At 73.4% G+C, this 26051-nt stretch carries 24 protein-coding genes; 13 read left to right on the top strand and 11 right to left on the bottom strand.

Going from position 1 to position 26051, the window contains the following annotated elements; all coding sequences use genetic code 11:
• The first annotated feature begins 19 nt into the window (after nucleotides 1–19).
• The gene (locus tag ABDB74_RS10470) at nucleotides 20–1240 is read left to right on the top strand and encodes an epoxide hydrolase family protein (RefSeq protein ID WP_346618369.1); all 1221 of its coding nucleotides are present in this window, start codon (nucleotides 20–22) and stop codon (nucleotides 1238–1240) included.
• 166 nt (nucleotides 1241–1406) lie between these two features.
• Here the strand turns inward: ABDB74_RS10470 and ABDB74_RS10465 are convergent, their stop codons facing one another.
• Nucleotides 1407–2120, bottom strand: coding sequence for a hypothetical protein (locus ABDB74_RS10465; RefSeq protein WP_346618368.1), 714 nt, complete (start codon nucleotides 2118–2120; stop codon nucleotides 1407–1409).
• 300 nt (nucleotides 2121–2420) lie between these two features.
• On the opposite strand from ABDB74_RS10465, the gene ABDB74_RS10460 reads away from it, so the two are divergent.
• Both ABDB74_RS10460 and ABDB74_RS10455 read left to right on the top strand, forming a co-directional pair.
• Complete coding sequence (locus ABDB74_RS10460) at nucleotides 2421–2705, top strand: DUF1905 domain-containing protein (protein WP_346618366.1); 285 nt, start codon at nucleotides 2421–2423, stop codon at nucleotides 2703–2705.
• Nucleotides 2706–2978: 273 nt separating this feature from the next.
• Complete coding sequence (locus tag ABDB74_RS10455) at nucleotides 2979–4913, top strand: acyl-CoA dehydrogenase family protein (protein WP_346618365.1); 1935 nt, start codon at nucleotides 2979–2981, stop codon at nucleotides 4911–4913.
• A 17-nt stretch (nucleotides 4914–4930) separates the two neighbouring features.
• Here the strand turns inward: ABDB74_RS10455 and ABDB74_RS10450 are convergent, their stop codons facing one another.
• Nucleotides 4931–5827 carry a MerR family transcriptional regulator gene (locus ABDB74_RS10450; protein ID WP_346618363.1) on the bottom strand — a complete coding sequence of 299 codons (897 nt, stop codon included), beginning with the start codon at nucleotides 5825–5827 and terminating at the stop codon, nucleotides 4931–4933.
• 161 nt (nucleotides 5828–5988) lie between these two features.
• Here ABDB74_RS10450 and ABDB74_RS10445 point away from each other — a divergent pair, with 161 nt between their 5' ends.
• Nucleotides 5989–6789 (top strand): tyrosinase family protein, encoded by an 801-nt coding sequence (locus tag ABDB74_RS10445; protein ID WP_346618362.1) that lies wholly within the window; start codon nucleotides 5989–5991, stop codon nucleotides 6787–6789.
• Between the two features lie 10 nt (nucleotides 6790–6799).
• Complete coding sequence (locus ABDB74_RS10440; protein WP_346618361.1) at nucleotides 6800–7321, top strand: hypothetical protein; 522 nt, start codon at nucleotides 6800–6802, stop codon at nucleotides 7319–7321.
• Between the two features lie 49 nt (nucleotides 7322–7370).
• On the opposite strand, the gene ABDB74_RS10435 is transcribed toward ABDB74_RS10440, so the two are convergent.
• The 4 genes from ABDB74_RS10435 to ABDB74_RS10420 are packed head-to-tail and all read right to left on the bottom strand — an operon-like array spanning nucleotide 7371 to nucleotide 12860.
• Nucleotides 7371–8801, bottom strand: coding sequence for a hypothetical protein (locus ABDB74_RS10435; RefSeq protein ID WP_346618360.1), 1431 nt, complete (start codon nucleotides 8799–8801; stop codon nucleotides 7371–7373).
• Nucleotides 8798–10156 carry a CHAT domain-containing protein gene (locus ABDB74_RS10430; protein WP_346623819.1) on the bottom strand — a complete coding sequence of 453 codons (1359 nt, stop codon included), beginning with the start codon at nucleotides 10154–10156 and terminating at the stop codon, nucleotides 8798–8800. The genes ABDB74_RS10435 and ABDB74_RS10430 overlap by 4 nt, the downstream gene beginning before the upstream one ends.
• Nucleotides 10153–11529, bottom strand: a complete 1377-nt coding sequence (locus ABDB74_RS10425; RefSeq protein WP_346623818.1) for a hypothetical protein — start codon at nucleotides 11527–11529, stop codon at nucleotides 10153–10155. Before ABDB74_RS10425 ends, ABDB74_RS10430 begins: the two co-directional genes overlap by 4 nt.
• Entirely contained in the window at nucleotides 11529–12860 is a 1332-nt protein-coding gene (locus tag ABDB74_RS10420) for a hypothetical protein (protein WP_346623816.1), read from the bottom strand. Before ABDB74_RS10420 ends, ABDB74_RS10425 begins: the two co-directional genes overlap by 1 nt.
• A 328-nt stretch (nucleotides 12861–13188) precedes the next feature.
• Between ABDB74_RS10420 and ABDB74_RS10415 the strand changes: the two genes are divergently transcribed.
• Nucleotides 13189–14346, top strand: coding sequence for a serine hydrolase domain-containing protein (locus tag ABDB74_RS10415; protein WP_346623815.1), 1158 nt, complete (start codon nucleotides 13189–13191; stop codon nucleotides 14344–14346).
• Here the strand turns inward: ABDB74_RS10415 and ABDB74_RS10410 are convergent, their stop codons facing one another.
• The gene (locus ABDB74_RS10410) at nucleotides 14347–15237 is read right to left on the bottom strand and encodes a polysaccharide deacetylase (RefSeq protein ID WP_346623813.1); all 891 of its coding nucleotides are present in this window, start codon (nucleotides 15235–15237) and stop codon (nucleotides 14347–14349) included.
• Nucleotides 15234–16244 (bottom strand): asparaginase, encoded by a 1011-nt coding sequence (locus ABDB74_RS10405; RefSeq protein ID WP_346623812.1) that lies wholly within the window; start codon nucleotides 16242–16244, stop codon nucleotides 15234–15236. Before ABDB74_RS10405 ends, ABDB74_RS10410 begins: the two co-directional genes overlap by 4 nt.
• A gap of 175 nt (nucleotides 16245–16419) precedes the next feature.
• On the opposite strand from ABDB74_RS10405, the gene ABDB74_RS10400 reads away from it, so the two are divergent.
• The 3 genes from ABDB74_RS10400 to ABDB74_RS10390 all read left to right on the top strand — a co-directional run bounded on the left by ABDB74_RS10400 (nucleotide 16420) and on the right by ABDB74_RS10390 (nucleotide 19700).
• Nucleotides 16420–17586, top strand: a complete 1167-nt coding sequence (locus tag ABDB74_RS10400; RefSeq protein WP_346623810.1) for an MFS transporter — start codon at nucleotides 16420–16422, stop codon at nucleotides 17584–17586.
• A gap of 100 nt (nucleotides 17587–17686) precedes the next feature.
• Nucleotides 17687–18427, top strand: a complete 741-nt coding sequence (locus tag ABDB74_RS10395; protein WP_346623808.1) for an aldolase/citrate lyase family protein — start codon at nucleotides 17687–17689, stop codon at nucleotides 18425–18427.
• Between the two features lie 106 nt (nucleotides 18428–18533).
• Nucleotides 18534–19700, top strand: a complete 1167-nt coding sequence (locus tag ABDB74_RS10390; RefSeq protein WP_346623806.1) for a DUF3500 domain-containing protein — start codon at nucleotides 18534–18536, stop codon at nucleotides 19698–19700.
• A 3-nt stretch (nucleotides 19701–19703) separates the two neighbouring features.
• On the opposite strand, the gene ABDB74_RS10385 is transcribed toward ABDB74_RS10390, so the two are convergent.
• A complete protein-coding gene (locus tag ABDB74_RS10385; protein WP_346623805.1) occupies nucleotides 19704–21053 on the bottom strand; it encodes a helix-turn-helix domain-containing protein in 1350 nt (449 codons plus the stop codon).
• A 310-nt stretch (nucleotides 21054–21363) separates the two neighbouring features.
• Between ABDB74_RS10385 and ABDB74_RS10380 the strand changes: the two genes are divergently transcribed.
• From ABDB74_RS10380 to ABDB74_RS10365, 4 genes are read left to right on the top strand one after another with little or no spacing between them, the layout of a single operon-like run.
• Nucleotides 21364–22407, top strand: a complete 1044-nt coding sequence (locus tag ABDB74_RS10380) for an amidohydrolase family protein (protein ID WP_346623804.1) — start codon at nucleotides 21364–21366, stop codon at nucleotides 22405–22407.
• A gap of 10 nt (nucleotides 22408–22417) precedes the next feature.
• Nucleotides 22418–23176 carry an iron-sulfur cluster assembly protein gene (locus tag ABDB74_RS10375; protein WP_346623803.1) on the top strand — a complete coding sequence of 253 codons (759 nt, stop codon included), beginning with the start codon at nucleotides 22418–22420 and terminating at the stop codon, nucleotides 23174–23176.
• Complete coding sequence (locus tag ABDB74_RS10370) at nucleotides 23173–24198, top strand: NAD(P)-dependent alcohol dehydrogenase (RefSeq protein WP_346623802.1); 1026 nt, start codon at nucleotides 23173–23175, stop codon at nucleotides 24196–24198. Before ABDB74_RS10375 ends, ABDB74_RS10370 begins: the two co-directional genes overlap by 4 nt.
• A 52-nt stretch (nucleotides 24199–24250) precedes the next feature.
• Nucleotides 24251–24571: a putative quinol monooxygenase gene (locus ABDB74_RS10365; protein ID WP_346623800.1), complete on the top strand. Its 321-nt coding sequence runs from the start codon at nucleotides 24251–24253 to the stop codon at nucleotides 24569–24571.
• Between the two features lie 126 nt (nucleotides 24572–24697).
• On the opposite strand, the gene ABDB74_RS10360 is transcribed toward ABDB74_RS10365, so the two are convergent.
• Both ABDB74_RS10360 and glsA read right to left on the bottom strand, forming a co-directional pair.
• Nucleotides 24698–24976, bottom strand: a complete 279-nt coding sequence (locus tag ABDB74_RS10360) for an alpha/beta fold hydrolase (protein ID WP_346623798.1) — start codon at nucleotides 24974–24976, stop codon at nucleotides 24698–24700.
• Between the two features lie 75 nt (nucleotides 24977–25051).
• Entirely contained in the window at nucleotides 25052–26005 is a 954-nt protein-coding gene (gene glsA / locus ABDB74_RS10355; protein WP_346623796.1) for a glutaminase A, read from the bottom strand.
• Nucleotides 26006–26051: the final 46 nt, after the last annotated feature.

The following is a 26051-nucleotide window of genomic DNA, read 5'->3' as shown; positions in this document are numbered from 1 at the left end:
GCTTCCTAGCGTCACCGGCGTGACGACTCCTCGGCTGGACATCCGCCCCTTCCGCATCGACATCCCTCAGGAGCAGGTCGACGACCTGTCCGCCCGCCTGGCGGCCACCCGCTGGCCCGGTGACCTCCCCGGCGTGGGGTGGAGTCGCGGCGTCCCCCAGGCCTACCTGCGGGAACTCGCCACGTACTGGCGCGACCGCTTCGACTGGCGGGCCGCCGAGGCGCGGCTCAACGCGCTGCAGCAGTTCGTCACCGAGATCGACGGGCAGCGGCTGCACTTCCTGCACGTGCGCTCACCGGAGCCGGACGCCACCCCGCTGCTGCTGCTGCACGGCTGGCCGAGCACGGTGGCCGACTTCCTCGAGGTCGCCGGCCCGCTGTCGGACCCGCGGGCGCACGGCGGCGATCCGGCCGACGCCTTCGCGCTGGTGATCCCGTCGCTGCCCGGGTTCGGCTTCTCGACCCCGCTCGCGGGTCCGGGGATGAACGCCGAGCGGACCGCGCGGATGCTGGCGACGCTGATGGCCGACCTCGGCCACGACCGCTACGGCGTCCAGGGCGGCGACACCGGCTCGTTCGTCGCCTCGGAGGTCGGGAAGGCGGCACCCGACTCCGTGATCGGTGTCCACCTCAATGCGGCGATCACCTTTCCCGCCGACGACGGCGAGCTCGACGCGCTCACCGGGGCCGACGAGGAGCGGTGGCAGCGCATGCAGGCCTACGACGACGGCTACCTGCAGCTCCAGTCGACGTCGCCGCAGACGCTGGCCTACGCCCTCACCGACTCCCCGGCCGGCCAGCTGGCCTGGGTGGTCGAACTGTTCCAGCGGCTGTCCGACCTGCCCGACGACGGGCTCCCGGAGGACGCGATCGACCGCGACCGCATCCTGACGGCGGTCTCGATCTACTGGTACACCGCCACGGCGGGGTCGTCGGCACAGGCCTACTTCGAGGCGATGAACCCCGCGGCATGGGGAGCGGGTGACGGGCAGGCCGACGAGGGGGACGCCGGCGACTGGTCGCCGGAGCGGGGGACCGTTCCGACGGGATTCCTGCTCTCCGCGAACGACGTGACCGTCCGCGCCTTCGCCGAGCGGGACCACGCCGTCGTCCGGTGGACCGAGGCCGCGCGGGGCGGTCACTTCCTCGCCATGGAGCAGCCCGCGCTGTTCACCGACGACGTCCGCGCGCTCTTCCGGCCGCTTCGCCGGCCCCGCGCCGCGGGGGTCGATGAGCGGTGAGACCGTCGGTCGCCCGGTCGCTGGACTGCCTGAGCAACCGGTCCGGACGTCCGGCTGCCGACCGGTGCCGCGTCGGAGCCCCGGCGTGCCGACGCAGCGGCGCCGGCCCCGCACGGGGCCGGCGCCGGTGGTCAGCGGACGAGCGGGGAGGCGCCCCGCGGGCGAGTCAGCGGAGGACCCCACAGGCAGCCGGGTCGGTCGCCTCTGCCGGCAGCGACGGGTCGAGCTCGCTGGCGCCGGCGGACTCGAAGTCGTACCTGCCGTTGTCGTTGTAGTCCACGCCGTGGATCACGACGACGCCCTCGCCGTCACGGATGGCGTCGGCGATCTGCTTGGCGGTACCCGACCCGCCGGCTCCGTAGCCGGTACCGGCGACGTCGGTGAACTCGATGTTCTTCCGTGCGTAGTCGAAGGAGCCGCCCATCGAGACCGGGAAGCGGCTCACCGCCAGCGCCGATGCCGGGCCGGTGTCACCGGTGGTGGTCAGCGAGACGACGATCGGGCCGTACGCCGGCAGGCCGTCCGCGGTGCTGAGCCGGAGCATGTCGTCCTCCCCTCGGGTGTTGGTGGCATCCGCCGCCGTCGGGCACTCGTTGCGTGCGTCGTCGCCGTAGTGGATGTGCATCGCGTGCGGTGCATCCGGGCTCAGGCCGTGGGCCTCGACCTCGATGGACCGGATCAGCTGGTTGCGCACGACGGCGCTGGCGGTGCCGGACGCGCCGGAGCCGTTGAGCTCGTGGAGCGAGGCGTCGAGCTGCACCGTCTTCTCCTGCCCGGGAGGGCTCGACGGGTGGGCGCCGGCGACCGGGAGGCCGAGCAGCATGCTGCCACCCAGCAGCCCGGCGGTCGTGGCGGTGACGATGAGGCGACGCTGGTTCATGAGGAGCTCCCTGGTGGTGGCGGCGTACTACAGGGCGTTCGCTCGCGGGCCGGCCGCGGATGGGGGATCGGCGCAACCTGGTGGGATCGACCGACCACTGCGGCGCGGTCGCAGCTCTCCGTAGGTGTCCCGGGACAGGAATGGTGGTCCGGTGCGCTCGACGGACGTCCCACCAGGGGAACCGATGACTTCCCGCCCGCGGCTCGGTCCGACCGAGCATGACGATGACCACCCGAGTACTCCTGCCGAGCCTCGGTGACCGACGCAGAACCTGGCTCGATCGGCTGGAGGGCCTTCACCATGCCTGAACCCCGACCGCTGGACATCAGATTCACCGCTCGCCTGGGCAAGGCCCGGCCGGGGGATGTCTGGACCTGTGTCCAGCTGTCCGACTCAGCACGGATCTTCGGCACCCGGGGCCTGGTCAAGGTCGCCGGGACCGTCGACGGTCACCCGTTCACCGGAGCGTTCATGGCCCTGGGGGACGGCACCCACAAGCTCCCGGTGGCCGCACCCATCCGCAAGGCCATCGGCAAGGACGACGGCGACGACGTCGACGTCCACCTCACCGAGCGGCTGAACTGACCCGCAGCTCCACGACGGCCGGGCTGGGACCACCGACGGCGAACCGCACCCCGCAGGAGGCGTGCACCACCGCGACGTCCGTGACGATCGGATCGTGCCGTCCCCGAGAGCTCGTGACCCCTACGGCGCGACCGGAGTGGGCGGTGCCGGCCGGGCGGGCCGGCTGGGCGATCGAGGCGCTCCACCCATCACGGGACGGCGCCGACGGAACCTGAGGCGCGGGACGACGTCGAAGACCGTTGTCCCGAGAGGCGATCGGCGCGATCGTGGTGCATGGCGTCGCATCCGTCGTACGAGCAGTCGAAGCAGGTCGCCGAGGCGAGCCGCGAGACCGAGTGGAGCAAGCCGTCGTTCGGGAAGGAGCTCTTCCTCGGCAGGTTCCGCCTCGACCTGATCCACCCGCAGCCGGAGCTCGATCCGGTCGCGGTGGAGAAGGGCGAGGCGTTCCTCGGGCGCCTCCGCGACTTCCTCACCGAGCACGTCGACCCTCGGCGGATCGAGCGCGAGGCGCGGATCCCCGAGGACGTCCTCCGGGGCCTGAAGGAGCTGGGCGCCCTCGGCATGAAGATCCCCGAGGAGTACGGAGGGCTCGGGCTGAGCCAGGTCCACTACAACCGGGCGCTGGCCATGGCCGGTACCTGGCACTCGTCCATCTCGACGCTGCTGTCGGCGCACCAGTCGATCGGCCTGCCCGAGCCGCTGCGGCTGTTCGGCTCCGAGGAGCAGAAGCGCGAGTGGCTCCCCAGGCTGGCCCGGGACCACATCTCGGCGTTCCTGCTCACCGAGCCGGACGTCGGCTCGGATCCCGCGCGCATGAGCACGACCGCGGTCCCGACCGACGACGGCACCGGCTACCGGATCAACGGCACGAAGCTGTGGGCGACCAACGGCGCCATCGCCGACGTGGTCGTGATCATGGCCGTCGTCCCGGCGTCCGAAGGCCATCGGGGCGGCATCACCGCGTTCCTCTGCCCGTCCGACCGCGAGGGGATCACGGTCGAGCACCGCAACGAGTTCATGGGGCTCAGGGGCATCGAGAACTCGGTGACCCGCTTCGACGACGTCTTCGTGCGCCGGGAGGACGTCGTCGGCGGCGAGGGCAAGGGCCTGCGGATCGCGCTCACCACGCTCAACACCGGCCGCCTGTCCCTGCCGGCGTTCTGCCTGTCGGCGACGAAGTACTCCCTCAGGATCGCCCGCCAGTGGTCGGCCGAACGGCAGCAGTGGGGCCGGCCCATCGGGGAGCACGACCCGATCGCGCAGAAGCTCGCCTGGCTGGCAGGCACGGCGTTCGGCCTGGAGGCGGTGCTCGACGTGTCCAGCCGCCTGGCCGACGACAAGCGCAACGACATCCGCATCGAGGCCGCGCTCGCCAAGCTCTACAGCTCGGAGCTCGGCTGGACTGCCGTCGACGAGATGGTGCAGATCCGCGGCGGTCGGGCCTACGAGACCGCCGAGTCACTCGCGCGACGCGGCGAGAAGCCGGTACCGGCCGAGCAGATGCTCCGCGACATGCGCATCAACCGCATCTTCGAGGGCTCCACGGAGATCATGCACCTCCTGATCGCCCGGGAGGCCGTCGACGAGCACCTGAAGGTGGCGGGGGACCTGGTGCTCGGCGACTCCCGCCCGGCCGACAAGGCGAAGGCCGCCGCGAGGGCGGGCGCCTTCTACGCCAGGTGGTTCCCGACGCTGACGACCGGCGCCGGCCAGCGTCCCGGCTCCTTCGCCGAGTTCGGGGAGCTCGCCACGCACGTGCGCTACGTCGAGCGCCACGCTCGAAAGCTGGCGCGCTCGACCTTCTACGCGATGGGCCGCTACCAGGCGCGACTCGAGCAGAAGGGCCACCTGCTCGGCCGGCTCGTCGACATCGGCGCCGAGCTCTACGCGATGTCGTGCGCGTGCGTCTACGCCGACACCGTCGCCCGTGAGCGGCCCGACCGGAGGCAGGAGGTGGTCGAACTGGCCGGCCTGTTCTGCGACCAGGCCCGCCGTCGCGCCGACCGGCTGTTCGCGGAGCTGTGGGCCAACGACGACCACGCCCAGTACGGGGTCGCGCAGCAGGTTCTCTCCGGCCGGTACGCATGGTTCGAGCAGGATGTCCTCGACCCGGCGGGGGACGGCCCGATGATGCCGACGCACGAACCACCGGCAGCCGAGCAGTTCGACGCGCCTCCGCCCACGGTGGAGGCCACACCAGGCTCGTAGGGAGCTGCCGACGACCGTCAGGCGTTCGGCTGGGCGTCGAAGACGGTGATCGGTGGCGCAGCCGGTGTGCTGAGTGAGGCACCGGCGACGACCTGACGTGCCGACTTCCCGATCATGGTCAGTCCCTCGCGAGCGCAGTGGTGCGCGAAGGCGAGCAGCTGCTGGTGGTCGTGAGCGGCCTCCTGGACCGGGGTGCGCTCGCCGAGGCCGTCCACGGGGAAGGTGATCTCCAGCCGGCGGGGGAGGGTGCCGGTCACGACGGCGACCTCGGCCCCGGCGTGCTGCTGGACGTGCGCGGCGATGTGCCGCCGTGCATCCGCCGCGAGGTCGGTGGAGCAGGGACGGGCGATCACCATGGCTGCCTGCTGGGCAGCTGCCGGGCCGGTCGTCTCGGGGACGGCGGTCCACCGGTGCGTCGCTGGGTCCAGGCCGAGGTCGGTCAGAGCTTCCTCGAAGGCGGCGTCGACCGCGGGCAGGACGAGGGCTTGTGCACCGAACACCTCGATGCGCTCCTGGGCCTCGCCGGGGACCGGGAACCCGTACGAGACACCTGCCCACGGCAGGGGTTCAGCCGGCGTGCTCTGCGCAGCCAGACGTGCCGGGTCGGAGCGGCTGATCTCCTCGGCGACGTCGAGGAAGAAGTCCTCCATGGCCCGGCGCAGGACCAGCTCCTGCCGTCGTTCGGCATAGGGGTAGTCGGCCCAGCGCGTCAGTTCGGTCACCGGCACGCCCGCGCGGCGGAGGAGATCCACCGTGATGCCCTGGCGCAACTGCGCGGGGGAGTAGCTGCGGTAGTTGGTGTGCGGGTCGACGGCGTCGGGGGAGAGGACCCCTCGCTCCCCGTACAGCCGGAGCGCCTTGGCCGACAAGCCGGTCAGCGCGGTGAACTCACCGGCGCTCAGATGGGTGTGCACGGTTCTCCTTGCCTGAGTCGGGACTGCTCCACCCCAGCGTGTGCCCGGCCCCTCGGGCCAGGTCAACGACTGTGCCGTCGGATCCCGACTGGTGATGGACAGCCCGGCCGCCGGCCGCGACGATGGACACCGGGCGAGAGCGATGCGGCGAAGGAGTTCCCGTGGGGCTGCGGAGGAACGCTGAGAACCTGATGCCGTCCGAGCTGGTCGATCTGCGCGAGGCGTTCGAGGCCTTCTACCTGATCGAGGACGATCGCGGGTTCGGCTTCTTCGCCGGGATCCACGGCCTGCCGCTACCGGTCTACTGCGAACACGGGAACGCGCTGTTCCTCCCGTGGCATCGCGCCTACCTGTACTACGTCGAGCGGGCGCTCACCGCCGCCCTGCGCCGGGCTCGGGCGGACGAGACGGTCGAGGTGGGTCTCCCGTGGTGGGACTGGTCGTCGGCGGTCTCGCACGCTCAGGGCCTGCCCACCCCGTTCCGACCGCTCGCGGACGGCTCGGCGAACCCGCTGAGCGCCGGCCCGGTGGCGCTGGGCCCCGACGATCTGCAGCTCGTGCGGGACAACCTCCCCGGTGCTGTCAGCGAGGGCGACGAACCGGTCACGCTGCGCGATCCGGACGACCCCGACGAGCTGCCCCGCGCCGCGACCGTGCAGCGGGCACTGCGCGCCACGACCTTCACCGGCTTCAGCGGGATCGTGGAGAGCATCCACAACGGCGTGCACGGCTGGGTCGGGGGAGCCATGTCCGCCGCACCGACCGCGGCCTTCGACCCGCTCTTCTGGGCGCACCACTCGATGATCGACCGGCTGTGGTACCTCTGGCAGCTCTCCCCGCAAGGCCGCAACCCCCCGGCGCAGCTCCTCGACCGAGCGCTGCCGCCGTTCCCCATGACGGTGCGCGAGACCCTGGACATCTCTACCCTGGGCTACGAGTACGCCGCCCAGGTCATCGGCTGAGGAGGCCGCGATGGCGACGCTCGCGACGGCACGCGCCGGACGGGACGACCAGACCCGGGTCGTCGACCTCGTCTTCCCCGGGGACGTGCCACCAGCGCCGTTCAGCCGCGCCGACCTGGTCATCACCGGCGTCGACCACTCGCAGATGTCGTACGAGGTCAGGATCTTCCTCGACAACCCCGACGCCACCGCCGCCACACCGCGCACGGCCGAGGAGGGGTACGCCGGGCGCTACACCGTCTTCGGCCACGGCGGGTGCTACGGCGGCGACGGACACTGCGACGCTCCCGCGGCCGGCGAGGACCTCCGCCTCGCGCCCCCGCCGAGGCCCTACGACACGTACGTCACCGTCACCGGTGCGCTGCAGCGCATCCTCGCGGCCGGCGACTCGTTGCGGACCGTCACCCTGGTGCCGGTGTCGCTGCCGCCACGCCGGGCGGACCGCGGCCCCGCCCCGGAGCTGCTGCACTTCGACGACGTGTCCCTGCAGACCTACCTGACGGCCACCGACGCCGACCAGGTCCCCACCTGATCGTCCCCGGCGCAGGGCTGTCCGCCGCAGAACGCAGCCCCGGACCAGGTCAGCGAGCGCGCGACGGGAGCGGTGGCACGCCGACCGTGGGATCGCCGAGGACCACCATGCTCTGCCGGTCCCGTGCCGCCAGCGTCGTGGCCATCGCGACCCCTGCGCTGTCCGCTCCCTCGTCGAAGGCCCGGTAGGCGCTGTCCCGCTGGGCGAACAGCTCACCGACGTGCGAGTACGGCTCGCGCAGCGCCAGCCCCACCGGTGCGGGACGGAAGAGCCCGTCGTACAGCCCCCGGCAGATGCTGGTGGTGAGCTTCTGCCCGGTGTGGGGGTTCTGGATCGTCCAGTCGAAGGTCGGCTCGACATGGCCGATGAAGGCGCGCAGCGGGCGGGGCGCCCCGAGCAGCGCCTCGGGCAGCGGGGCGACGTGCGCGCCGATGCCCGCGATCCCGGTGAGCACCTGGTCCACCCAGGACCCCGCCTCGAGCAGACCCGCGTAGATCGTGCTGCCGTCGCTGCCGGCCGAGCAGCAGGCGTGCGCGTACCAGATGGCGCCGTCGGGCTGCCAGGCGTCGAGCACCCGCGCCGGGTCGACGATCGAGTACTCGTCGTCGACCGGCAGCCCCAGGTCCCGCACCATCGCAGCGGGGTCGGTCAGCGGCCCGGTCTTCCCGTGGCTCGTGGTGACGACGAGCGCCGGGTGGTGGTCGCCCAGCGCCTGGTACAGCGCCGCGGCGGTGGCCTGGTGCTGCCCGCCGTCGAGGTAGCGCGCATGCGCGCCGATCTCGGAGTCGCCGGCGAGGGACCGCTGGACCCGGGCGGCGATCGCCGTGCGCATCACCCGGGTGATGTCGGCGGGCCCGTGGTCCGCGGCCCACACGACGGTGTGCGTGGGCCGGGCCGCCGATCCGGGCCAGTTCCCCAGCAGCGCGGTGACGTAGTTCTCCAGGCCCACCCCGGTCAGCGTCAGCCGCCCCACCGCCGCCGACTGGTTGGCGAGGTACTGGAAGTCCCACGGGATCACGTCCGGTCCGCCGTACAGCAGCAGGTAGCGAGGCAGGGCCCCGACGCCCGTGCCGCGCTCCGGACCGCTCAGTGCGATGTCCTGCACCGACCGGTCGGTGTAGTACCGCCGCAGATGGGTGAACCGCAGCTCCGTCTCGGTCCGGTACCGCAGCACGGGTGAGCCGCTCCGGGCCGCCAGCAGCTCGCGGAGTGGTTCCGGCGCGTCGTCCCCGCGGGCCTTCACGTCGTCGGGCAGCGCATCGTCGTCGGGGAGGACGAGCCCCCACCCCACGCGCGGGTCGCGCCAGTCGGCGGGGTCCGCCTCCTCCTCGGGGGCGAGGAGCTGGGGGAGCGCACGCCCGTGGCCGGACAGCGCCCAGCCCCGCGCGCGGGGACCGAGCGGCCCCGCCGCCGTCTCCCCGCCCGTCCACGCGTTCACCCGCAGCTCGCTGGGGTACGCGGGCGCGCTCTCCGCGGTCATCCCGACGGCGTCCTCAGCGCCTGGAGCGCGCGCTCGATCTCCTGGTCGATCATCGCGAGGACGTCGTCAGCCGTTCCCGCCGGGTGCTCGCGGCGGAACCGGAACAGCGTGTCCAGGTAGTCGGTGGTGTCCTTCTGCGTCTGCGCGTCGTGCGACGGGTCCGCGACGAGCTGCTCGATGACCAGGGGGTCGCGGCGCACGTAGAGCACCGGCAGGGTCCAGTCCCGGTGGACGGCCGCCGACGAGCGGGGGTCCGCCGCCTGATGGGTGTCCCGCAGGTCGCGCCGGGGCGCCGCCAGCGCCGCGGCGAGCTCGAGGTCCACCTCCTCGCCGGGGACGAGCTTGTCACCCAGCTGGCTGAGCAGGGAGGAGTAGAAGCCGTAGGTGAACACCGCCGCGAGGCTGCTCGACACCGGGTCGCGCATCCCGACCACGGCCGGGCAACCGGCCCGGGTGAGCAGGTAGGCGAGGGATCGGGCACCCGCCGAGTCGCTCGCCCCCTCGCAGGCGTTGAGCGAGATCAGCCAGGTGGACCGGCCGACGCTGTGCAGCTGGAGCGGCTCGAGCACGACCGAGCTGCCGTGCCCGATCTCGTGCTCGCGCTTCGTGGCCAGCCGGAGCAACGGGGACGTCCCGCCCTGACCGTGGCAGAACAGGTGCAGGAGGTGCGGGTCGAACTCCTTGAGCGCACGCACCAGATCGTTGGCGCCGGTCAGGTAGTGCACAGAGCCCGTCAGCCCGTCCTGCCGGAGGTCGTCCTCGATCTGCGCGGCCACGGTTCCTTCGCCGACCCAGAGGGACAACGTCAGGCCTGCGGGCGTCGGGCTCTGCCGGATCGCCCGCCGCAGCGCCGCCCATTCCCGGGCGGCCGGAACCCCGATGGCCGACATGACGGCCATGAGCCGGATCGGCGCGGTGAAGGTCCGCACGCCCCGCTCCGGCGCCGTGGAGGCGGCCCGCCGGGCGATCGGCCAGCGGTCCTCCAGAGCGAGGAACCCCGCGGCGGGTTCGAAGAGCGCCTCCCAGGGAAGGGCGGCGGCCGTCTCCGACCCCTCCAGATCGAGGTAGACCGGGCAGCACTCGTCCAGCGGGGTGTGGTCGATCGCGTAGCGGAGGGCTGCCTTCGTGGCCTCGTGCCGGCCGAGCTCGTCGAGCAGCGCCTGCCCCACCATGCGCATGTTCTCCCCGGAGGGCGGATCCTCGTCGAAGCGGTGCATCAGCGCCGGATCGCCGACGAAGGGGTACAGCTGCCCGAACCCCGGGACGGTCGTCGGCTCCTCGACCGAGACGTAGACCGACTCGCTCGCCTGATCGGGGCTCGGCACCGTGGACACCCGCACGACGACGCGTCTCATCGGTCGTCCCCCTTCCCGCGGACCGAGGACTCGATCGACCGGCTGATGAACGAGAGCGCGGCGGTGACGCCGCTGGGGACCGTGCTCGAGACGGCGGGGTCGACCTCGGTCCCGAGCACGTTCGACGTCCAGCGCTCGAGGATCCGCTGGCTGGACGCCACCCAGGCCGACGGCTCCGTCGTGCTCCGGCGCGCCGTGCGGAGGACGTCCGCGTCGAGCGTGCAGTCCCGGAGCGCGCGCTCGATCCGCTGCGCCGCCTCGTCGTCCTGCCCCCGTGCCGGCGCGACCGCCGTCGTCCGGGCGCGCACGAGGCCGGGGTGACAGGCGACCATCAGGCTCGGTGTCCGCGGTACCGGCCCGGGTGCGGGCGTGTACAGGAACCGGTAGGCCGCGGCCAGCTCGTGCGCCGGCCCGGCCGGCGCCTGCAGGGTGACCGGTCCGGAGAGCAGCCCGGTCATCCGGTGCGCGAAGATGCGCAGTCCGGCCTCGCCGCCTCTCGTGCGGACCTCGGGCATCGCGACGCTGAGGCTCCAGGCGCCCAGCTCGGTCAGGACGTCCAGCAGCTGACCGATGCCGACCAGGCGGACGGAGCGTGGGCTCTCGCCCCCCGCCGGTGAGGCGCCGAAGTCGAGCATCCCGTAGTTCTCGGACACACCTGCGGGACAGATCAGATGGACGACGTCTACGGTGCCGGGTCCGATCACGTCCAGCATCCAGCGCAGCCACGGGTTGTCCGGGCGGATGCTTCCGGACCGACCCCCGGTCGTCGCCGCGCCCGCGTCCTCCGTCGGGGGCTCGTGGAACCGCACGGCCGTGCCGGGCACCACCCCGTCGCGTGCCCCCGGGTCGGCGGCGAACACGTCGATGCGCGCGCCCGGCACGACGGGGACGACGTCCTCGAGGAAGTCGCGCAGGGCCGTCGTGCCGGCCCACGGCGCGCACACGGCCACCCGGAGGTCGTCGGGGACCTCGGGGGGCGGAACCGCCGAGAAGGGCAGGCGCACGAGCGGGCGGCCGAGGTGCGGGACCATCATGCGTTCCCAGGGCATCGCCGGCAGGTGGCCGAACGGCCGGCGGAAGTCCAGCCAGACCGGCTCATCGGGAGGCGCCGGCTCCAGCGCACGGAGCAGCTCCGAGCGCCAGGCCTCCGGGAGGATCAGCGGGACCGCCTCGGCCAGGGCCCGGTCGATGCCCTTCAGGTCGAGCGGCAGACCGAGTTCCTCGAGGGCGAGGTCCCGCTGCAGGCGGACGCTGCCGGGCAGGTCGACCTCGACGTGGACCCCGACCGGGTCGGAGGGGTCGTCGTCCTCGGCCAGGTGCAGGGACGCCCCGATGAGGGTCAGCGGGTACGCGCGACTGAGCAGGGGAGGCATCAGGACCACATCAGCTCTCGGAGCGCCCACCAGGTCCGGGGCCCGCTGATGTCGCCGTGCCCGGAGATGCCCTGCGTGCCGTCGAGTGCGACGAGCGGGCGTCCGGGATCGAGTTCGTACGGGGTTCCCGCGGCCTGGAGCGGCCGCCGCTGCGTGGCGGCATCGGCGCCGTGCGGGCCGAACCCGCCGAGTGCGGCGTAGACGCTGGGCGGGTCGGGCCAGGGGGCCGGCAGCGGTTCCCGGCGGTCCCCGTCCCGCCGCAGAGCCCAGTGGAAGAAGCGGGTGAGCGGCTTGTCGTGCGGGCTGTACGTGCTGAAGATCCGCTGGTCGACCCGATCGAGGACGACGCGGTACCCGCCCGCCGGTTCGCCGTCGCCGGCCTCGGCGAAGCACATGTGGTTCACCGCCGGCTGGAGCAGCAGCATCGAGTGCACCGGCCGTGGCACCGGTTGCGTCGCCACGGCGGACAGGACGACCTTCGCGCCGAACGAGTGGCCGACGAGGTGCACCTTCGCCTCGCTCTCGGCCAGCGCATGCCGGACCAGGGGGCCCACCGCCGTCGCGCCGACGCGCCCGGCCCGGTCCTTCATCAGCCAGACGGAGGCACCGCGGATCGCGTTGCGGGGATCGAGGAGGTCCCGCAGGCCGGCGGGGCGGGGGCCGTCCCGAGGAGCGGTGACGACGGCGCCGAAGTCGTCGTCGTCCGTGTCGTCCGCCGCCGTCGACCTCGGGGACTCCACCGGGGCCGGAGCGGACAGCCAGCTGGCAGCCAGCGTCGGGCCGTCCGGCGGGACCGGGTCCTCGCCCAGCTCCGGGCCCTCGCTGCGGTAGAGCGGTGCGAGCAGCCGGGCGAGCTCCGCGGTGGCGTCCGCGTCGAGCACCTCCTCGGCGGCCAGCTCGCGGACGCGCGCGGATTCGGCGGGTGGGAGCTCGTCGGCGATGTCGTCCAGTGCCGCGGCGTCCGGGTGGGGCGGCGCGCCCGCCGGGCCGCCGACCCCGGCGGCGAAGTCCGGTTCCCGCTCGCCGGGGAGGACCAGGAGAGCGCTGGGCCAGAAGATGCCGACGAGCAACGCCCTCCGGTGCGGGTCGTCGGGGAACTGGCCCACGACGCCGTCGGCGAAGTGGTCGTACCGCCTGGTGGCGGCGTCCCAGTCGTTGTTCCACCCGTGCGAGAAGACGACGATGTCGGTGAACCCGCCGGATCCCACGGCGGTCCGGACCTGCTCCAGCGTCTCGGGCGAGCGGCTGGCGCCCTGCTTGTCGTACTGCAGGATCCAGAACGGGTTGCCCGCACCGACGGTGCGATACGGCTCGAGCTCCGACGTCGTCATCGTGTGCCCCCTGGTGGAGGGTGTGGACCGCCTGCCCTGGCGGCAGGGGTACCGCTCGGACCTGTTCCGGTCAACCACATCCGGCGCCGGGTCGGCGTCGGCTACCGAGTGCGTCCGGACCGCTCCGGTGAGCCGCTGCCGGAGGCGAGTGCCCGATCCAGCGCAGGAGGTCCCCGTGCCACGCGCATGTCGCCTGGGATCTCGACGTCACCCGCGGGGCGCCCCTTGCCCTGGACGGCGGGGACCGGAAGGGTGCCGGGCACCGCCGTGATCCACGTCACGGCGGCGATCGGGGGTGTCCCGGTCGTCCTCCGATCCGGGAGCACCCATGGACCCGAACGCCGTCGACGTCGTCCTGCAGGAAGCCGTGGCACGTGGCGCGGTGCCCAACGCGGTGGTGGTCGCCGCCGACCGCGACGGCCCGATCCTGGAGAGCGCGGCCGGGCCGCGGGTGGCCGGCGGGGGCGAGCCGGTGGATGCCGGCACCCACGTCCGCATCATGTCGATGACCAAGCCGGTCGCGACGGTGGCGGCGCTGCAGCAGGTCGAGCGGGGCACGCTCCGCCTGGATGCGCCGGTGGAGGAGTACTGCCCGGAGTTCGCCGACCTGCAGGTCCTCGACGGCTTCGACGGTGACGTCCCCCGCATGCGGCCGCCGGCGACGAAGGCCACGGTGCACCAGCTGCTCACCCACACGACCGGGCTGGGCTACTGGTTCTTCAACGCCGAGCTGCTGCGCTGGGAGACGGTGACCGGCACCCCGAACGTCCTGTCGGGATCGAACGTGATCTTCCGGGCGCCGCTGCTCGCCGATCCCGGCACCCGGTTCGAGTACGGCATCAACACCGACTGGGTGGGCAAGGTCGTCGAGGCGGCCAGCGGGCTGGGCTTCGACGTCGCCGTGAAGGAGGGCGTCACCGGGCCGCTGGGCATGGACGACACCTCGTTCGCGCCCAGCGGCGAGCAGCGGGCGAACTGCGTGCCCGTGCACATGCGTGCGCCGGACGGCACGTGGCAGCCCAGCGAGCTGGACCTGCACCCCGAGCCCGAGTACTACGCCGGTGGCCACGGGCTGTACGCCACGCCGCGGGACTACCTGCGCTTCCAGCGCGCCCTGCTCGGGAACGGTGAGCTCGAGGGCACCCGGATCCTCCGGCCCGAGACGGTGGATGCGGCGTTCACCAACCAGATCGGCGACCTGGGCTTCCCCGCCACGATCCCCAGCGCCGACCCGGGCTCGACGGCGGACTTCTCCGCCGGTCCCGGCCACACGTGGGGGTACGGGCTGCTGCTCAACACCGAGGACCTCCCCGGGCGCAGGCGCGCGGGCAGCGGCGCGTGGGCCGGGCTCTGCAACACCCACTTCTGGGTCGACCGGACGACCGGCATCACGGCGGCGGTCTACACCCAGACCCTGCCGTTCGTCGCGCCGGAGGTGCACCAGGTCTACGTGGACGTGGAGAGGGCCCTGTACGGGGCACTCTGACTAGGGCCGGGCGCCGTCGCGGGGTGACCGCCGCAGGAAGTCGCCGGCGATCTGGTCGAACGTCGCCCAGCGGACGCCGTCGTGACCGTTGATGTGCTCGATGAGCCGCTCCAGCATGAGCAGCACCTGCGGGCGTCCGGAGACGTCCGGGTGGATGGTCATGGTGAACGCCGCGTACTCCATCTCGCGGTGGACCCAGTCGAACTGGTCGCGCCACATCTGCTCGATGTCCCGGGGATTGACGAAGCCGTGGCTGTTCGGGCTGGACTTGATGAACATCATCGGCGGGAGGTCGTCGAGGTACCAGTTGGCGGGGATCTCGACGAGGTCGGTCTCCTCGCCACGGACCAGGGGCTCCATCCAGCTCTCCGCCGGCGCCGAGTAGTCGATCTTCGTCCACGAGTCGCCCACCCGGACGTAGTAGGGCTCGAAGTCCCGGTGCATCAGCGAGTGGTCGTAGGTGATGCCGCGCTCGAGGAGCAGCTCGTTCGTGACGCCGCTGAACTCCCACCACGGGGCCACGTAACCGGTGGGACGGCGCCCGGTGCGCTCCTCGATCAGCGCGATGCAGCGGTCGAGCACCGCCTGTTCCTGCTCGCGGCTCATCGCGATCGGGTTCTCGTGGCTGTAGCCGTGGACGCCGATCTCGTGCCCGGCCGAGACGCAGGCGTCGAACTGCTCCGGGAACGTCTCGATCGAGTGCCCGGGCCAGAACCAGGTGGTCGGCAGCTCGCGACGGCGGAACAGCTCCAGCAGGCGGGGCACGCCGACCTCACCGGCGAAGACGCCGCGGGAGATGTCGTCGGGGGAGTCCTCCCCGCCGTACGAGCCCAGCCAGCCGCCGACGGCGTCGACGTCGACGCCGAAGGCCACGAAGATCTCCTTGCTCATCCCTGCACTCCCTCCACTCGGTCGCGGATCCGGTTCCACGCCGCCAGGTGGCCGGCGACCACCGTCAGCGGGTCGTCGGGGGAGACGGCGAGGGCGGCGGCGAGCAGCAGGCGGGCCTGCCACGGGCTCAGGTCGCCCGCGAGGAGCGCGCCGTCCCGCGCGAGGTCGGCGCCACCGCCGCCGGTGTACAGCGGGGCGACGGGACCCGACGGGACGCGCGAGGACACCAGCACCGGCAGACCTCCGCTGACGAGGTCGGCCACGGTGGCGGCCACCACCGGTGTCGCGTTGCCCGCCCCGAACGCCTGGAGCACGATGCCGGCCGCTCCGGCCGCCACCGCGGCGCGGAGCAGGGTGTCGTCGGCGCCCAGGTAGAGCGGGACGACGTCCACGCGGGGCAGGTCGGCAGCCAGGTCCAGGGGGAGAGCCGGGCCGCGCGGCGGTCGGGCCAGCGAGGTCACCGCGTCGCCGTCGACCCGGAGCACGGGGCCGCGTCCCGGTGCCGCGAAGGCCCCGCTGCGCAGCGTCTCCACCTTGCGGACGCCGCGCGCCGCGAAGACGTGGCCGTCGAAGCAGAGCAGGACACCGAGGTCCCGGGCCGCGGGTGTGGACGCGACCCGAAGCGCGTCGGCGAGGTTGCGCGGGCCGTCGGGAGCGGGGGAGTCGAACGGGCGCTGGGCGCCGGTGAAGACGATCGGGCGCGGGTCGTCGTGGACGAGATCGGCCAGGTAGGCGGACTCCTCCATCGTGTCGGTGCCGTGGGTGACGACGACGCCGTCCACGCCCTCGACCAGGCAGCGGCGGGCTTCCGCCACGAGCCCCCGCAGGTCGGAGGTATCGAGGGCGAAGCTGCCGACGGTGGAGAGGTCGCTGGTCGTCACGGTCACGCCGGCGGGAGACCCGGCCGCTGCCAGCAGCTCGGCGGCGGGGGTGCGGGCCGCGAGCCCGCCCGGTCCGTGCCGGCTGGCGATCGTGCCGCCCGTGGCGAGCAGTTGGACCCGTCCCACGCGACCTCCGTCCAGGTCTGGCACGCCCAGGGGGCGGCGACGACGTCTCCCACGGTCCTCCGCTGATCGCGAGTCGGCGACCCGACGGCGGAGCGCGCCGCTCCGGGGCCGGCGCCGCCATGCGGGGCTCGCAGCGTCCCGGCGGCCACGCACGGGTCTCGTATCGTCCTCCGGCATGCGACCTTCCGCATCGGTCGACTCGGCCCGTGCCTGGGTGATGGTCGCCGCGGCGTTCGCCGCGATGTTCGTCTCCTTCGGGATCGCCTACTCCTTCGGCGCGTTCCTCGAGCCGATGGCGGCGGAGTTCGGGTCCGGCCGTGGCGCCACGTCGGCGTTCTTCGCGCTGACCTCGCTCACGTACTTCGGCCTGGGTGCCCTCAGCGGCGTCGCGGTGGACCGCTACGGCCCGCGGCGGGTGCTGCTGGTCGGTGGCGTCGCCCTCGGTGCCGGGCCGGCCGCGACGTCGCAGGCCGGTGAACTGTGGATCGGGCTCCTCACCTACGGCCTCGGGGTCGGCATCGGGGTGGCCTGCGCCTACGTCCCGATGGTGGCCGTCGTCAGCGGGTGGTTCGAGCGGCGGCGCACGCTCGCGATCGGGGTGGCGGTGACCGGGATCGGCCTGGGCACCCTCGCGGTCGCGCCGCTGGCCGCGGCGCTGATCCGCGAGCTGGGGTGGCGGAACACCCACCTCGTCCTGGGCCTGGCCGGCGCGGCGGTCCTGACCGCCTGCGCCTTCGTCGTCGAGCGCCCCCCGGTGCAGGCCGGCCCGGCGGCGCTGACGCTGCGGGAGGCCGCGCGGAACCGCGACTACCGGCGGTTGTACCTGGCGTCGGGCCTCATGGCCGTCGCGCTCTTCGTCCCCTTCGTCCACCTGCCCGGCTACGCCCAGGAGACCGGCGTGGACCCGGTCGCGGCCGCCGCGCTGGTCGGGGTGATCGGCCTCGCGAGCACCGCCGGTCGGCTGCTGCTCGGACTGGTCGCGGCGAGGATCGGTACGTTGCGCGCCTTCCAGGGGTGCTTCCTGACCATGGGGGCGAGCTTCGTGCTGTGGGGGCTCGGTGGTGGCTACGGCGCGCTGCTGGCCTTCGCCGTCGTGCTGGGCGTCGGCTACGGAGGTTTCGTCGCGATCGGCCCCGCCGTCGTCGCCGAGCGCTTCGGCACCACCCGCCTGGGTGCGCTGCTCGGGGTGCTCTACACCAGCGCCGGGCTCGGCTCGGCGGTGGGCGCGCCGCTCGCCGGCGCGGCCGTCGACGCCTCCGGCTCCTACGTCCCGGTCATCGCCGGATGCCTGGCCCTCGGGCTGGCCGCCTACCTGGCCGTGCTCCGCGTCGGCCGAGCGTGAGCACGGCGCCGAGGGGTGCGGCAGGATCGCCGCAGGCGCCGTCCCGGCTCGGTCGGCGGGCGACGCGGCGATCGACGAGAGGACCGGTTCCGGGATGGCGATGAGCGAGGTCGACCTGCGGCGACGCTGGACCGATGGGCAGGCCTGCCACGGGCTGTGGAGCCTGCTGCCCGGCGCGGTGACCGGGGAGGTGCTCGCGCGGACCGGCGCGGACTTCGTCGTCGTCGACCTGCAGCACGGCGGAGGAGCCGAGGCCGACCTGCCCGGGGTCACCGCGGCGATCACCGGAGCCGGCTCGGTGCCGCTCGTCCGGACCCGCAGCCCGTCCTTCGCCGACATCGGCCGCCCGCTGGACCTCGGCGCCCGCGGCGTCATCGTGCCCAACGTGCGCGACGCGGAGCACGCCCGTGAGGTCGTCGCCGCGACCCGGTACGCCCCGGCCGGCGGCCGGTCGATCGGGCGGCTGTTCGGCGGGGCCGAGCAGCCTCTGGTGGTCGTCATGGTGGAGACCGCGAGCGCGCTCGATGATCTCGACGCCGTCCTCGCCGTGGAGGGCCTCGACGGCGTCTACGTCGGTCCGGGAGACCTCTCGCTGGCCCTGGGGCTGACCGGTGCCGATCGCGAAGCGGAGCTGCGCGCGGTGCTGTCCTCCGTCGTCGCCCGGTCGGGATCCGCGGGGGTACCCGTCGGCGTCCACGCCTACAGCGGCGAGGAGGCCGCACGCTACGCCGCCGAAGGGGCCACGATCGTGACCGTCGGCGTCGATGCCGTCTCCCTGACCCAGGTCATGGCGCACCATCTCGACGTCGCCCGCGACCGTTCGGGGCCGCGGCCGGCGTGACCGCTTCCCGGGCGTCGGGCGGCGACGCAGCTCGTCCCGGTCCCGTTCTCTGCCCCCGTACGGCGTCGGCGGGCGCAGCGTCCGGTCGTGGGGGAGCATGCCGGACATGGCAGGTGCGGAGCTCGCCGTGGAGGACGGTCCCGCCCGTACGGCCGCCCGGCGGATGGCCCAGGCGGCCGGGCTCTGGCTGGACGGTCTCGACGCGGAGCAGCGACGGGTGGCCACCGGCCCCGTCCCGGCCGACGGTCCGTCGGACGCCGAGCGCCGGCGCTGGTTCTACACGCCGACCGACCACGGAGGGCTGACCTTCCACGCCCAGCGGCCGGCCCAGCAGCGGGCGGCGATGCGCCTCGTCGCCTCTGCTCTGTCCACACCGGCATACGTCACGGTCGCGACGATCATCGGTCTGGAGAACGTCCTCGACCAGACCGAGGGCTTCGTCACCCGGTTCGACCGCGAGCGCGGCCGCGATCCCGGTCTGTACTACCTCCGGGTCTTCGGCGAGCCGGGGGAGCGGGGCACCTGGGCCTGGCGGTTCGGCGGGCACCACGTCTCGCTGAACAACCTCGTCGTCGACGGCGCCCTGGTCGCCACCACCCCCTGCTTCCTCGGTGCGGACCCGGCTGCGTCCCCGTTGCTCGGCGGCGCGGTGAACCGCCCGCTGGGCCGGATGGAGGACCTCGCCCGCGACCTGGTCCGGTCGCTGCCGCCGGACCTGGCCGGCCGGGCCGTGCTGCTGGACCGGGCACCGTCGGACCTCGTCACCGGCAACCGCACGACCGTCGCCCCGGGGGACCGGGTGATCCCGCTGGCCGGCATCTGGCGCGACGAGCGCTTCCCCGATCCGGGGGAGCAGACGAAGCTCCAGGCGATGAGCGACGCGATCGACCGGGCAGCGGGGTTGAGGGAGGGCGACCACTCGGCCGTCGCGTACAGCGCCGAGCCGAAGGGCGTCGCGGCAGCGGAGCTCGACGCGGAGCAGCGGGACCTGCTGCGGGCGCTGCTGGGCACCTACCTGGACCGGGTGCCCGAGGAGGTGTCGCCGTCGCGCCGGTACGACGACGCCGCCGCCCTCGACGCCGTGCACATCGCCTGGGCGGGTCCGACGGACCCGGGCGCTCCGCACTACTACCGGGTGCAGGGCCCGCGGCTGCTGATCGAGTGGGACAACACCCAGCGCGGGGCGAACCACGCGCACTCCGTCTGGCGCGACCCGGCCGCCGACTTCGGGCTGGACGTGCTGGCCCGCCACCGCGCGGCCGCGCACGGCTGACGCTCAGCCCGGCGCGTCGGGCAGGGCCAGCCCGTAGTGCGTGATCTTGCGGTACAGGGTCGCGCGGCCGATCCCGAGGGTCTGCGCGGCCCGGGTCACCGTGGTGCCCGGCTCGGTGAGGCACCGGACGATCTCGTCGCGCTCGAGCCGCTCCAGCCGGCTCAGGACCCGGGAGCCGCCGTCGAGGACCTCCGGGGCGAGGTGGTGGACGTCGACGACATCGGTCCGGGCCACGGCCTCGCGCACGACCCGGCGCAGCTGGCGGGTGTTCCCCGGCCACGAGCAGCTGGTCAGCGCGCGGGCCGCCCGCGCGGTGAACTCGACCGGGCGGTGGCGCTCGGCGCGGGCGACGGCGTGCGCCACCACCATGACGTCGTCGGTGCGCAGGCGCAGCGGCGGCACCTCGACGACGGCGTCGACCAGCAGCGCCAGCGGCGGGGGGAGCGCGGCGTACTCCCGGCTGGTCAGGGCGAACGGCTGCGGACGGCCGTCGGTCCGGCGCGCCGCGGACAGGACGGCGGCGAGCTCCTCGGCCGCCCACGCCGGCAGCCGCTCGGTGCCCGACACGACGACGTGCACCTCGGGGTCGCGCAGCTCCGGGGTCCACAGGTCCAGCCACTCCGCGGCGCCGTCGTCGCCGGGGGCGCGGGCGTGCAGCACCCGGCGCCCGCGCCCCGGGCGCCGTCGTGCGTGGACGGCCAGCGTCGACTTGCCGACCCCCGGCTCGCCGACGACGGCGAGCACCCGGCCCGCGGTGTCGGCCGCCCGCGCCGCCGCGACGGCCGCGTGCCACGCGGCCGAGACGCACGGATCCTCACCGTCGGCCCCGGGGACGATCCGGAAGACCGCGCCGCGAGGTGCGGCTCCCGCCGGGCGACCGGTAGCGCGCTGCAGCATGAGTCCGCTGGTGGCCCCGGCGGCCGCCTGGGCGAGCGCCAGCAGCAGCTCGGACGACGAGTCCGACCAGGTGGTCAGGTTGATCGACCCGGCGAGCTCACCGGAGACCGGGTGCAGGACGGGGACGGCCGCGCAGGTGTAACCGCGCAGCTCGGCGCAGTAGTGGTCCCCGGCCCGGACGAGCGAGGGCGCGCGGTCGGCGAGGGACAGGCCGAGGCCGTTGGTGCCGGCCTGCTGCTCGGAGTAGTAGAAGCCGGGCGCCAGGTGCACCGCGTCCAGGGAGCGCCGCATCCCCGCGTCGCTGCACAGCCGGGCCAGCACCAGCCCGTCCCGGTCGGCCACGATCAGGCTGACCGGCTCGTTGGCGATCGTCGCGTGCAGTCCGGCGAGCACCTGCGACCCGCACTCGTAGAGCAGGGACCCGGTGTCGACCGAGCCGGTGAAGAGCGGGAGCACCTCCTCCGGAGGGACGCCGTACTGCTGGCTGCGCCGCCACGACGCACGCAGCCGCGGCGCCGCCGTCCGTCCGTCCGACCGCAGGTCGGGAGGAGCCGCTACGGGCCGACTTGCGTTCGGGTCCGCCGCCACGGGAAGCACCTCCCGGGTGCCGACGCCGCACCCGTCTCGTTGCCGGAACCCCCACGACGGTACGCCGCCGAGCGTCTCAAAGTGAGACAGCCCACACCTTTTCGGTCGTGCACGACCTTCCTAGCGTGGTCGGCAGAACGTGACCGCTCCCACATCCCGAGCTGCCGGAGGACGCCAGATGTACCGCAAGGACGGCGAGGACTACTTCATCGTGGACGCCCACATCGCGCTGTGGGACGCACGTCCGGAGAACCAGCGCAACATCCACGGGAAGCAGTTCATCGACTGCTTCTACGACTACCACCGCAACCTCAGCCCGGAGCCCGAGGTCTGGTCCTACGAGGAGTACCTCTACCAGGGCGGCGAGCGGCTGATGCGCGACATGTTCGCCGACGGGGTGGTGGACCACGCCATCTTCCAGCCCGCCCGGCTCGCCGAGTTCTACCACCGCGGTTTCGGGCAGACCGAGGAGGCGTTCGCGCTCGCACAGGCGCACCCCGACAAGCTCACCTACAACCACTACTGGGACCCGCGCGACGGCGAGAACGGCCTGGACGAGTTGCGCCGCAACGCCGAGCGCATGCAGCTCAAGGGCGTGAAGCTCTACACCGCCGACTGGCACGGCGAGTCCCGCGGCTGGAAGCTTACCGACCCGATGGCCTACCGGTACCTCGAAGTGTGCCGCGAGGTCGGGATCCGGAACATCCACGTCCACAAGGGCCCGACGATCCGGCCGCTGGACCGCGACGCCTTCGACGTCGCCGACGTGGACCACGTGGCCACCGACTTCACCGACCTGACCTTCGTCGTCGAGCACTGCGGCCTCCCGCGCCTCGAGGACTTCTGCTGGATCGCCACCCAGGAGCCCAACGTGGTCGCGGGCCTGGCGGTGGCCATCCCCTTCATCCACACCCGGCCCCGCTACTTCGCCCAGATCATGGGCGAGCTCCTGTACTGGATCGGGGAGGACCGCATCCTCTTCTCCAGCGACTACGCGCTGTGGACGCCGCAGTGGCTGGTGGAGAAGTTCGTCGACTTCCAGATCCCCGAGGACATGGCCGAGTACGCGCCGTTGAGCACGGAGGTCAAGAAGAAGGTGCTCGGCCTCAACGCCGCCAAGCTCTACGACCTCCCGGTGCCCGAGCACCTGCGGCTGCCCGACGCACCGGAGACCGCCACGGGTCCGCGCCAGCCCGACGCCGCCGACCTCGCGACCGTCTGAGGAGACACGCATGACAGCCGTCCTCCCGGACCTCGCCGCCGCCGTCCGCGCGGCGCTGACCACCGTCGTCGACCCGGAACTCGACGAGCCGGTCACCGACCTCGGGTTCGTCCGCTCGATCTCGGTGACCGGCGACGTCGTCGAGGTGCACCTGCGGCTGCCGACGTCGTTCTGCGCACCCAACTTCGCCTGGCTCATGGTCTCCGACGCCCACGACGCGGTGTCCGCCGTCCCCGGCGTCGCGCGGGTGGTGGTGGAGCTCGACGACCACCACGACTCCGACCTCATCAACCGGGGGATGGCCGCCGGGGTGGGTTACCGCGGCACCTTCGGGCACGAGGCCGAGGACTCGCTGGACGAGCTCCGGGCCATCTTCGCCCGCAAGGCCCACACCGCGGCGATGGAGCGGGCGGTCACCCCGCTGCTGCGCACCGATCCCGCGGTGGACGTCGCCGCGCTCACCGTCGGGGACCTGCCGGCGGGGGAGCGGACCACCGCCGCGCTGCTGCGCCGCCGGGCGGCCCTCGGCCTGCCGGTGGACGACGGCGCCCCGGTGCTCCTGCACCCCGACGGCACCCGTCCCGCCCCGGCGGAGGCGCCCCTGGTGCTGCGCCGGGCCCGCTCGGTGCGCATCTCCGTCGACGGCAACGCGCACTTCTGCCGCGGCCTGCTCCGCACCCGCTACCCGGGGTCGGGGACCGACCAGACGCCCCGCCCCGAGGACCGACCGCTGATCCCGCTCACCGTCTCGAAGGGAAGCCACCCGTGAAGGCCGTCCGCGTGCACGAGTACCACTCCGATCCGTCGATCGACGACATCCCCGAACCGCAGCTCCGGGGCCCGTTCGACGTCATCGTCAGGATCGGCGGTGCCGGGGTCTGCCGGACCGACCTGCACATCCTCGAGGGGCAGTGGGCCGACCTGCAGAACCCCGACCTGCCCTACGTCATCGGGCACGAGAACGCCGGATGGGTGCACGCGGTCGGGGAGGGCGTCACCAACGTCGCGGTCGGCGACACGGTGATCCTGCACCCCCAGCCCAGCTGCGGCCTCTGCATGGCCTGCCGCGCCGGCCGGGACATGCAGTGCGAGAACGCATTCTTCCCGGGCCTGTCGAACGACGACGGCGGCATGGCCGAGTTCCTGCGCACCACCGCCCGCGCCTGCGTGAAGCTCGACCCGTCCACCGACCCCGCCGACGTCGCGGCGCTCGCGGACGCCGGCATCACCGCTTACCACGCCGTGCGCAAGGCGCTGCCGCTGCTGCACCCGGGCACCACCGCCGTCGTGCAGGGCGCCGGCGGGCTCGGCCACATCGGCGTGCAGTGCCTCGCCGCGCTGTCGGGCACCCGGATCGTCGTCGTCGACCGCAACCCCGACGCCCTGGAGCTCGCCCGGCAGATCGGCGCGGACGAGACCGTCGTCGCCGACGGCGACCAGGTGCAGGCGGTCCAGGACCTGACCGGTGGGGGCGCGGACGTCGTGTTCGACTTCGTCGCCGAGCAGGGCGCGGAGATGGACGGCTGGCGCATGACCGGCCCGGCCGGCTCGCTCTACGTCATCGGGTACGGCGGCGAGCTGCGGATCCCCACGCTGGAGTTCGTCGCCGGCGAGAAGAACATCGTCGGCAACATCGTCGGCACCTACACCGACCTGGCCGAGCTGATGGTGCTGGCGCAGGCGGGGAAGGTCACCCTGCACACCCAGCAGTACCCGCTCGACCGGGCCGTGGACGCGATCCGCGACCTCGACGCCGGGAAGGTCCGCGGCCGGGCCATCCTCGTGCCGTGACGCCTCCGCCCACCCGCCCCGCCCCGTGCGCCCGGTCGACCGAGGAGGCCCCGTGACCACCCCCACCGACGTCCGCCCCGAGCTGCTGACCGTCATCGCACACATGCGCGCACGACCCGGCAAGGAGGACGAGCTGCGGCGCGAGCTCACCGCGCTGGTCGAGCCGACCCGTCAGGAGAAGGGCTTCGTCAACTACGACCTGCACGAGTCGCTCGAGCAGCCCGGCACCTTCTACCTCTACGAGAACTGGGAGTCCGCGGAGGCGCTCGACGCCCACCTGGCCATGCCGCACCTGACCCGCTTCGCCGGCATGCTCGACGACCTGCTCGACGACGACGGGCTGCGGATCAACCGCCTCCGCCGGATCGCCTGAGAAGCAGCCGAGGTGCGGGGGTGCTGCACCCCGGGCGCCCACCCGGTTCCTCGGGCGACCGCGCTGCGACGTCCCCTGCAGCGGGCGACCGCCGGAGATCCGGAACGGCGAGCGGGGACCGGTTGCTCAGGCGGAGGGGGCGCGCCGGACCGCGAAGTCGGACACCAGGCCGGCGAGGACCTCGGTCTGGTCGAGCATGCTGAAGGCCCGGCTGTCTGCGATGAGTTCCACCTGGGCGTTCGGCATCAGTGCCGCGAGTGCGTACGCGTGCTCCAGCGGGAACAGCCGGTCGTCGGTGGCCCACGCGAGCCAGGTGGGACGGTCGAAGGCCGCCAGCTCGGTGGCGGCGGCGCGGGTGACGGCAGGGCGGAGCGCCCGAGTGAGTGAGCGCAGGTCACGCCGCACACCTGCCTGTTCGAAGACGGGCCGGACCCACTGCGACGCGAGTGCACCGACGCCGGAGGGCGCGCCCGGGTCAGCTCACAGCAGCGACAGGTCGAGCCGTTCCGACAGCAGGTGCAGAGCGGCCCGTCCGGCTCGCGAGTTGCCCTTCTCGTCCAGCGGCGGGGACCAGGCGCACACGCCGAAGCGCCCCGTCACGTCCCCCATGACCGCTCCCGCTACGCCGCTCTTGCACGGGAAGCCCAGGTCGTAGGCGAACTGGCCCGCGGCGTCGTACGTCCCGCAGGTCAGCATCAGCGCGTTGACCCGTCGGGCGAGAGGCTCGGAGAGCACCGGTTCCCCGGTTCGCGGGTTGACGCCGTCGTTGGCGAGGAAGCGGGCGGCGCGGGCCAGCGTCCGGGTGGTCACCGTGAGGGAGCAGAGCCGGATGTAGAGCTCCACGACCTCGTCGACCGGGTGGTGGACGTTCCCGAACGAGTGCATCAGGTGGCCCATGGCCCGGTTCAGCGCGCTGCTCTCCCGCTCGGCCTCCAGCGCGGTGTCGTTCACCGTCGTCTCTGCGCCGACCAGGTCACCGAGGAGGCCGGCGACGGCGCCGAACGGGTCGTCCGCGGCGTCGAGGAGGACGTCGCAGATGACGAGGGCTCCGGCGTTGATGAACGGGTTCCGCGGCACCCCCTTCTCGTGCTCGAGCTGGATCAGCGAGTTGAACGGGTCGCCGGACGGCTCACGGCCCACCCGGGCGAAGAGCTCCTCACCCACCAGCTGGAGGGCGGCCGTGAGCGCGAAGACCTTCACCACGCTCTGGATCGCGAAGCCGACGTCGGCGTCTCCGGCGACGTGCTCGGTCCCGTCGAGTTCGGCGAGCGCGAGCGCGAAGCGAGCGCCCTCGGCCGACGGCAGCTCCTCGGGCTGTTCCTCGACCTCGCCCTCCTCGGCCAGGTGCCGTGTCCGGTCGGCGACCTCGCCGAGCACCGCCTCGAGGTCGCTGGTTGCGTCCGGGGCGGAGGGCAGCACGGGGGAGGACGTCATCCCCCGTCGCTACCCGGCGTCCCCGCGCGGACACCCCCGCACCGCC

Source organism: Blastococcus sp. HT6-4 (genome assembly GCF_039679125.1).
In the GTDB taxonomy this organism is placed as follows: Bacteria; Actinomycetota; Actinomycetes; order Mycobacteriales; family Geodermatophilaceae; genus Blastococcus; species Blastococcus montanus.
The sequence above is the reverse complement of the archived record's forward strand: the minus strand, read 5'-3'. Positions and strand labels throughout refer to the sequence as shown.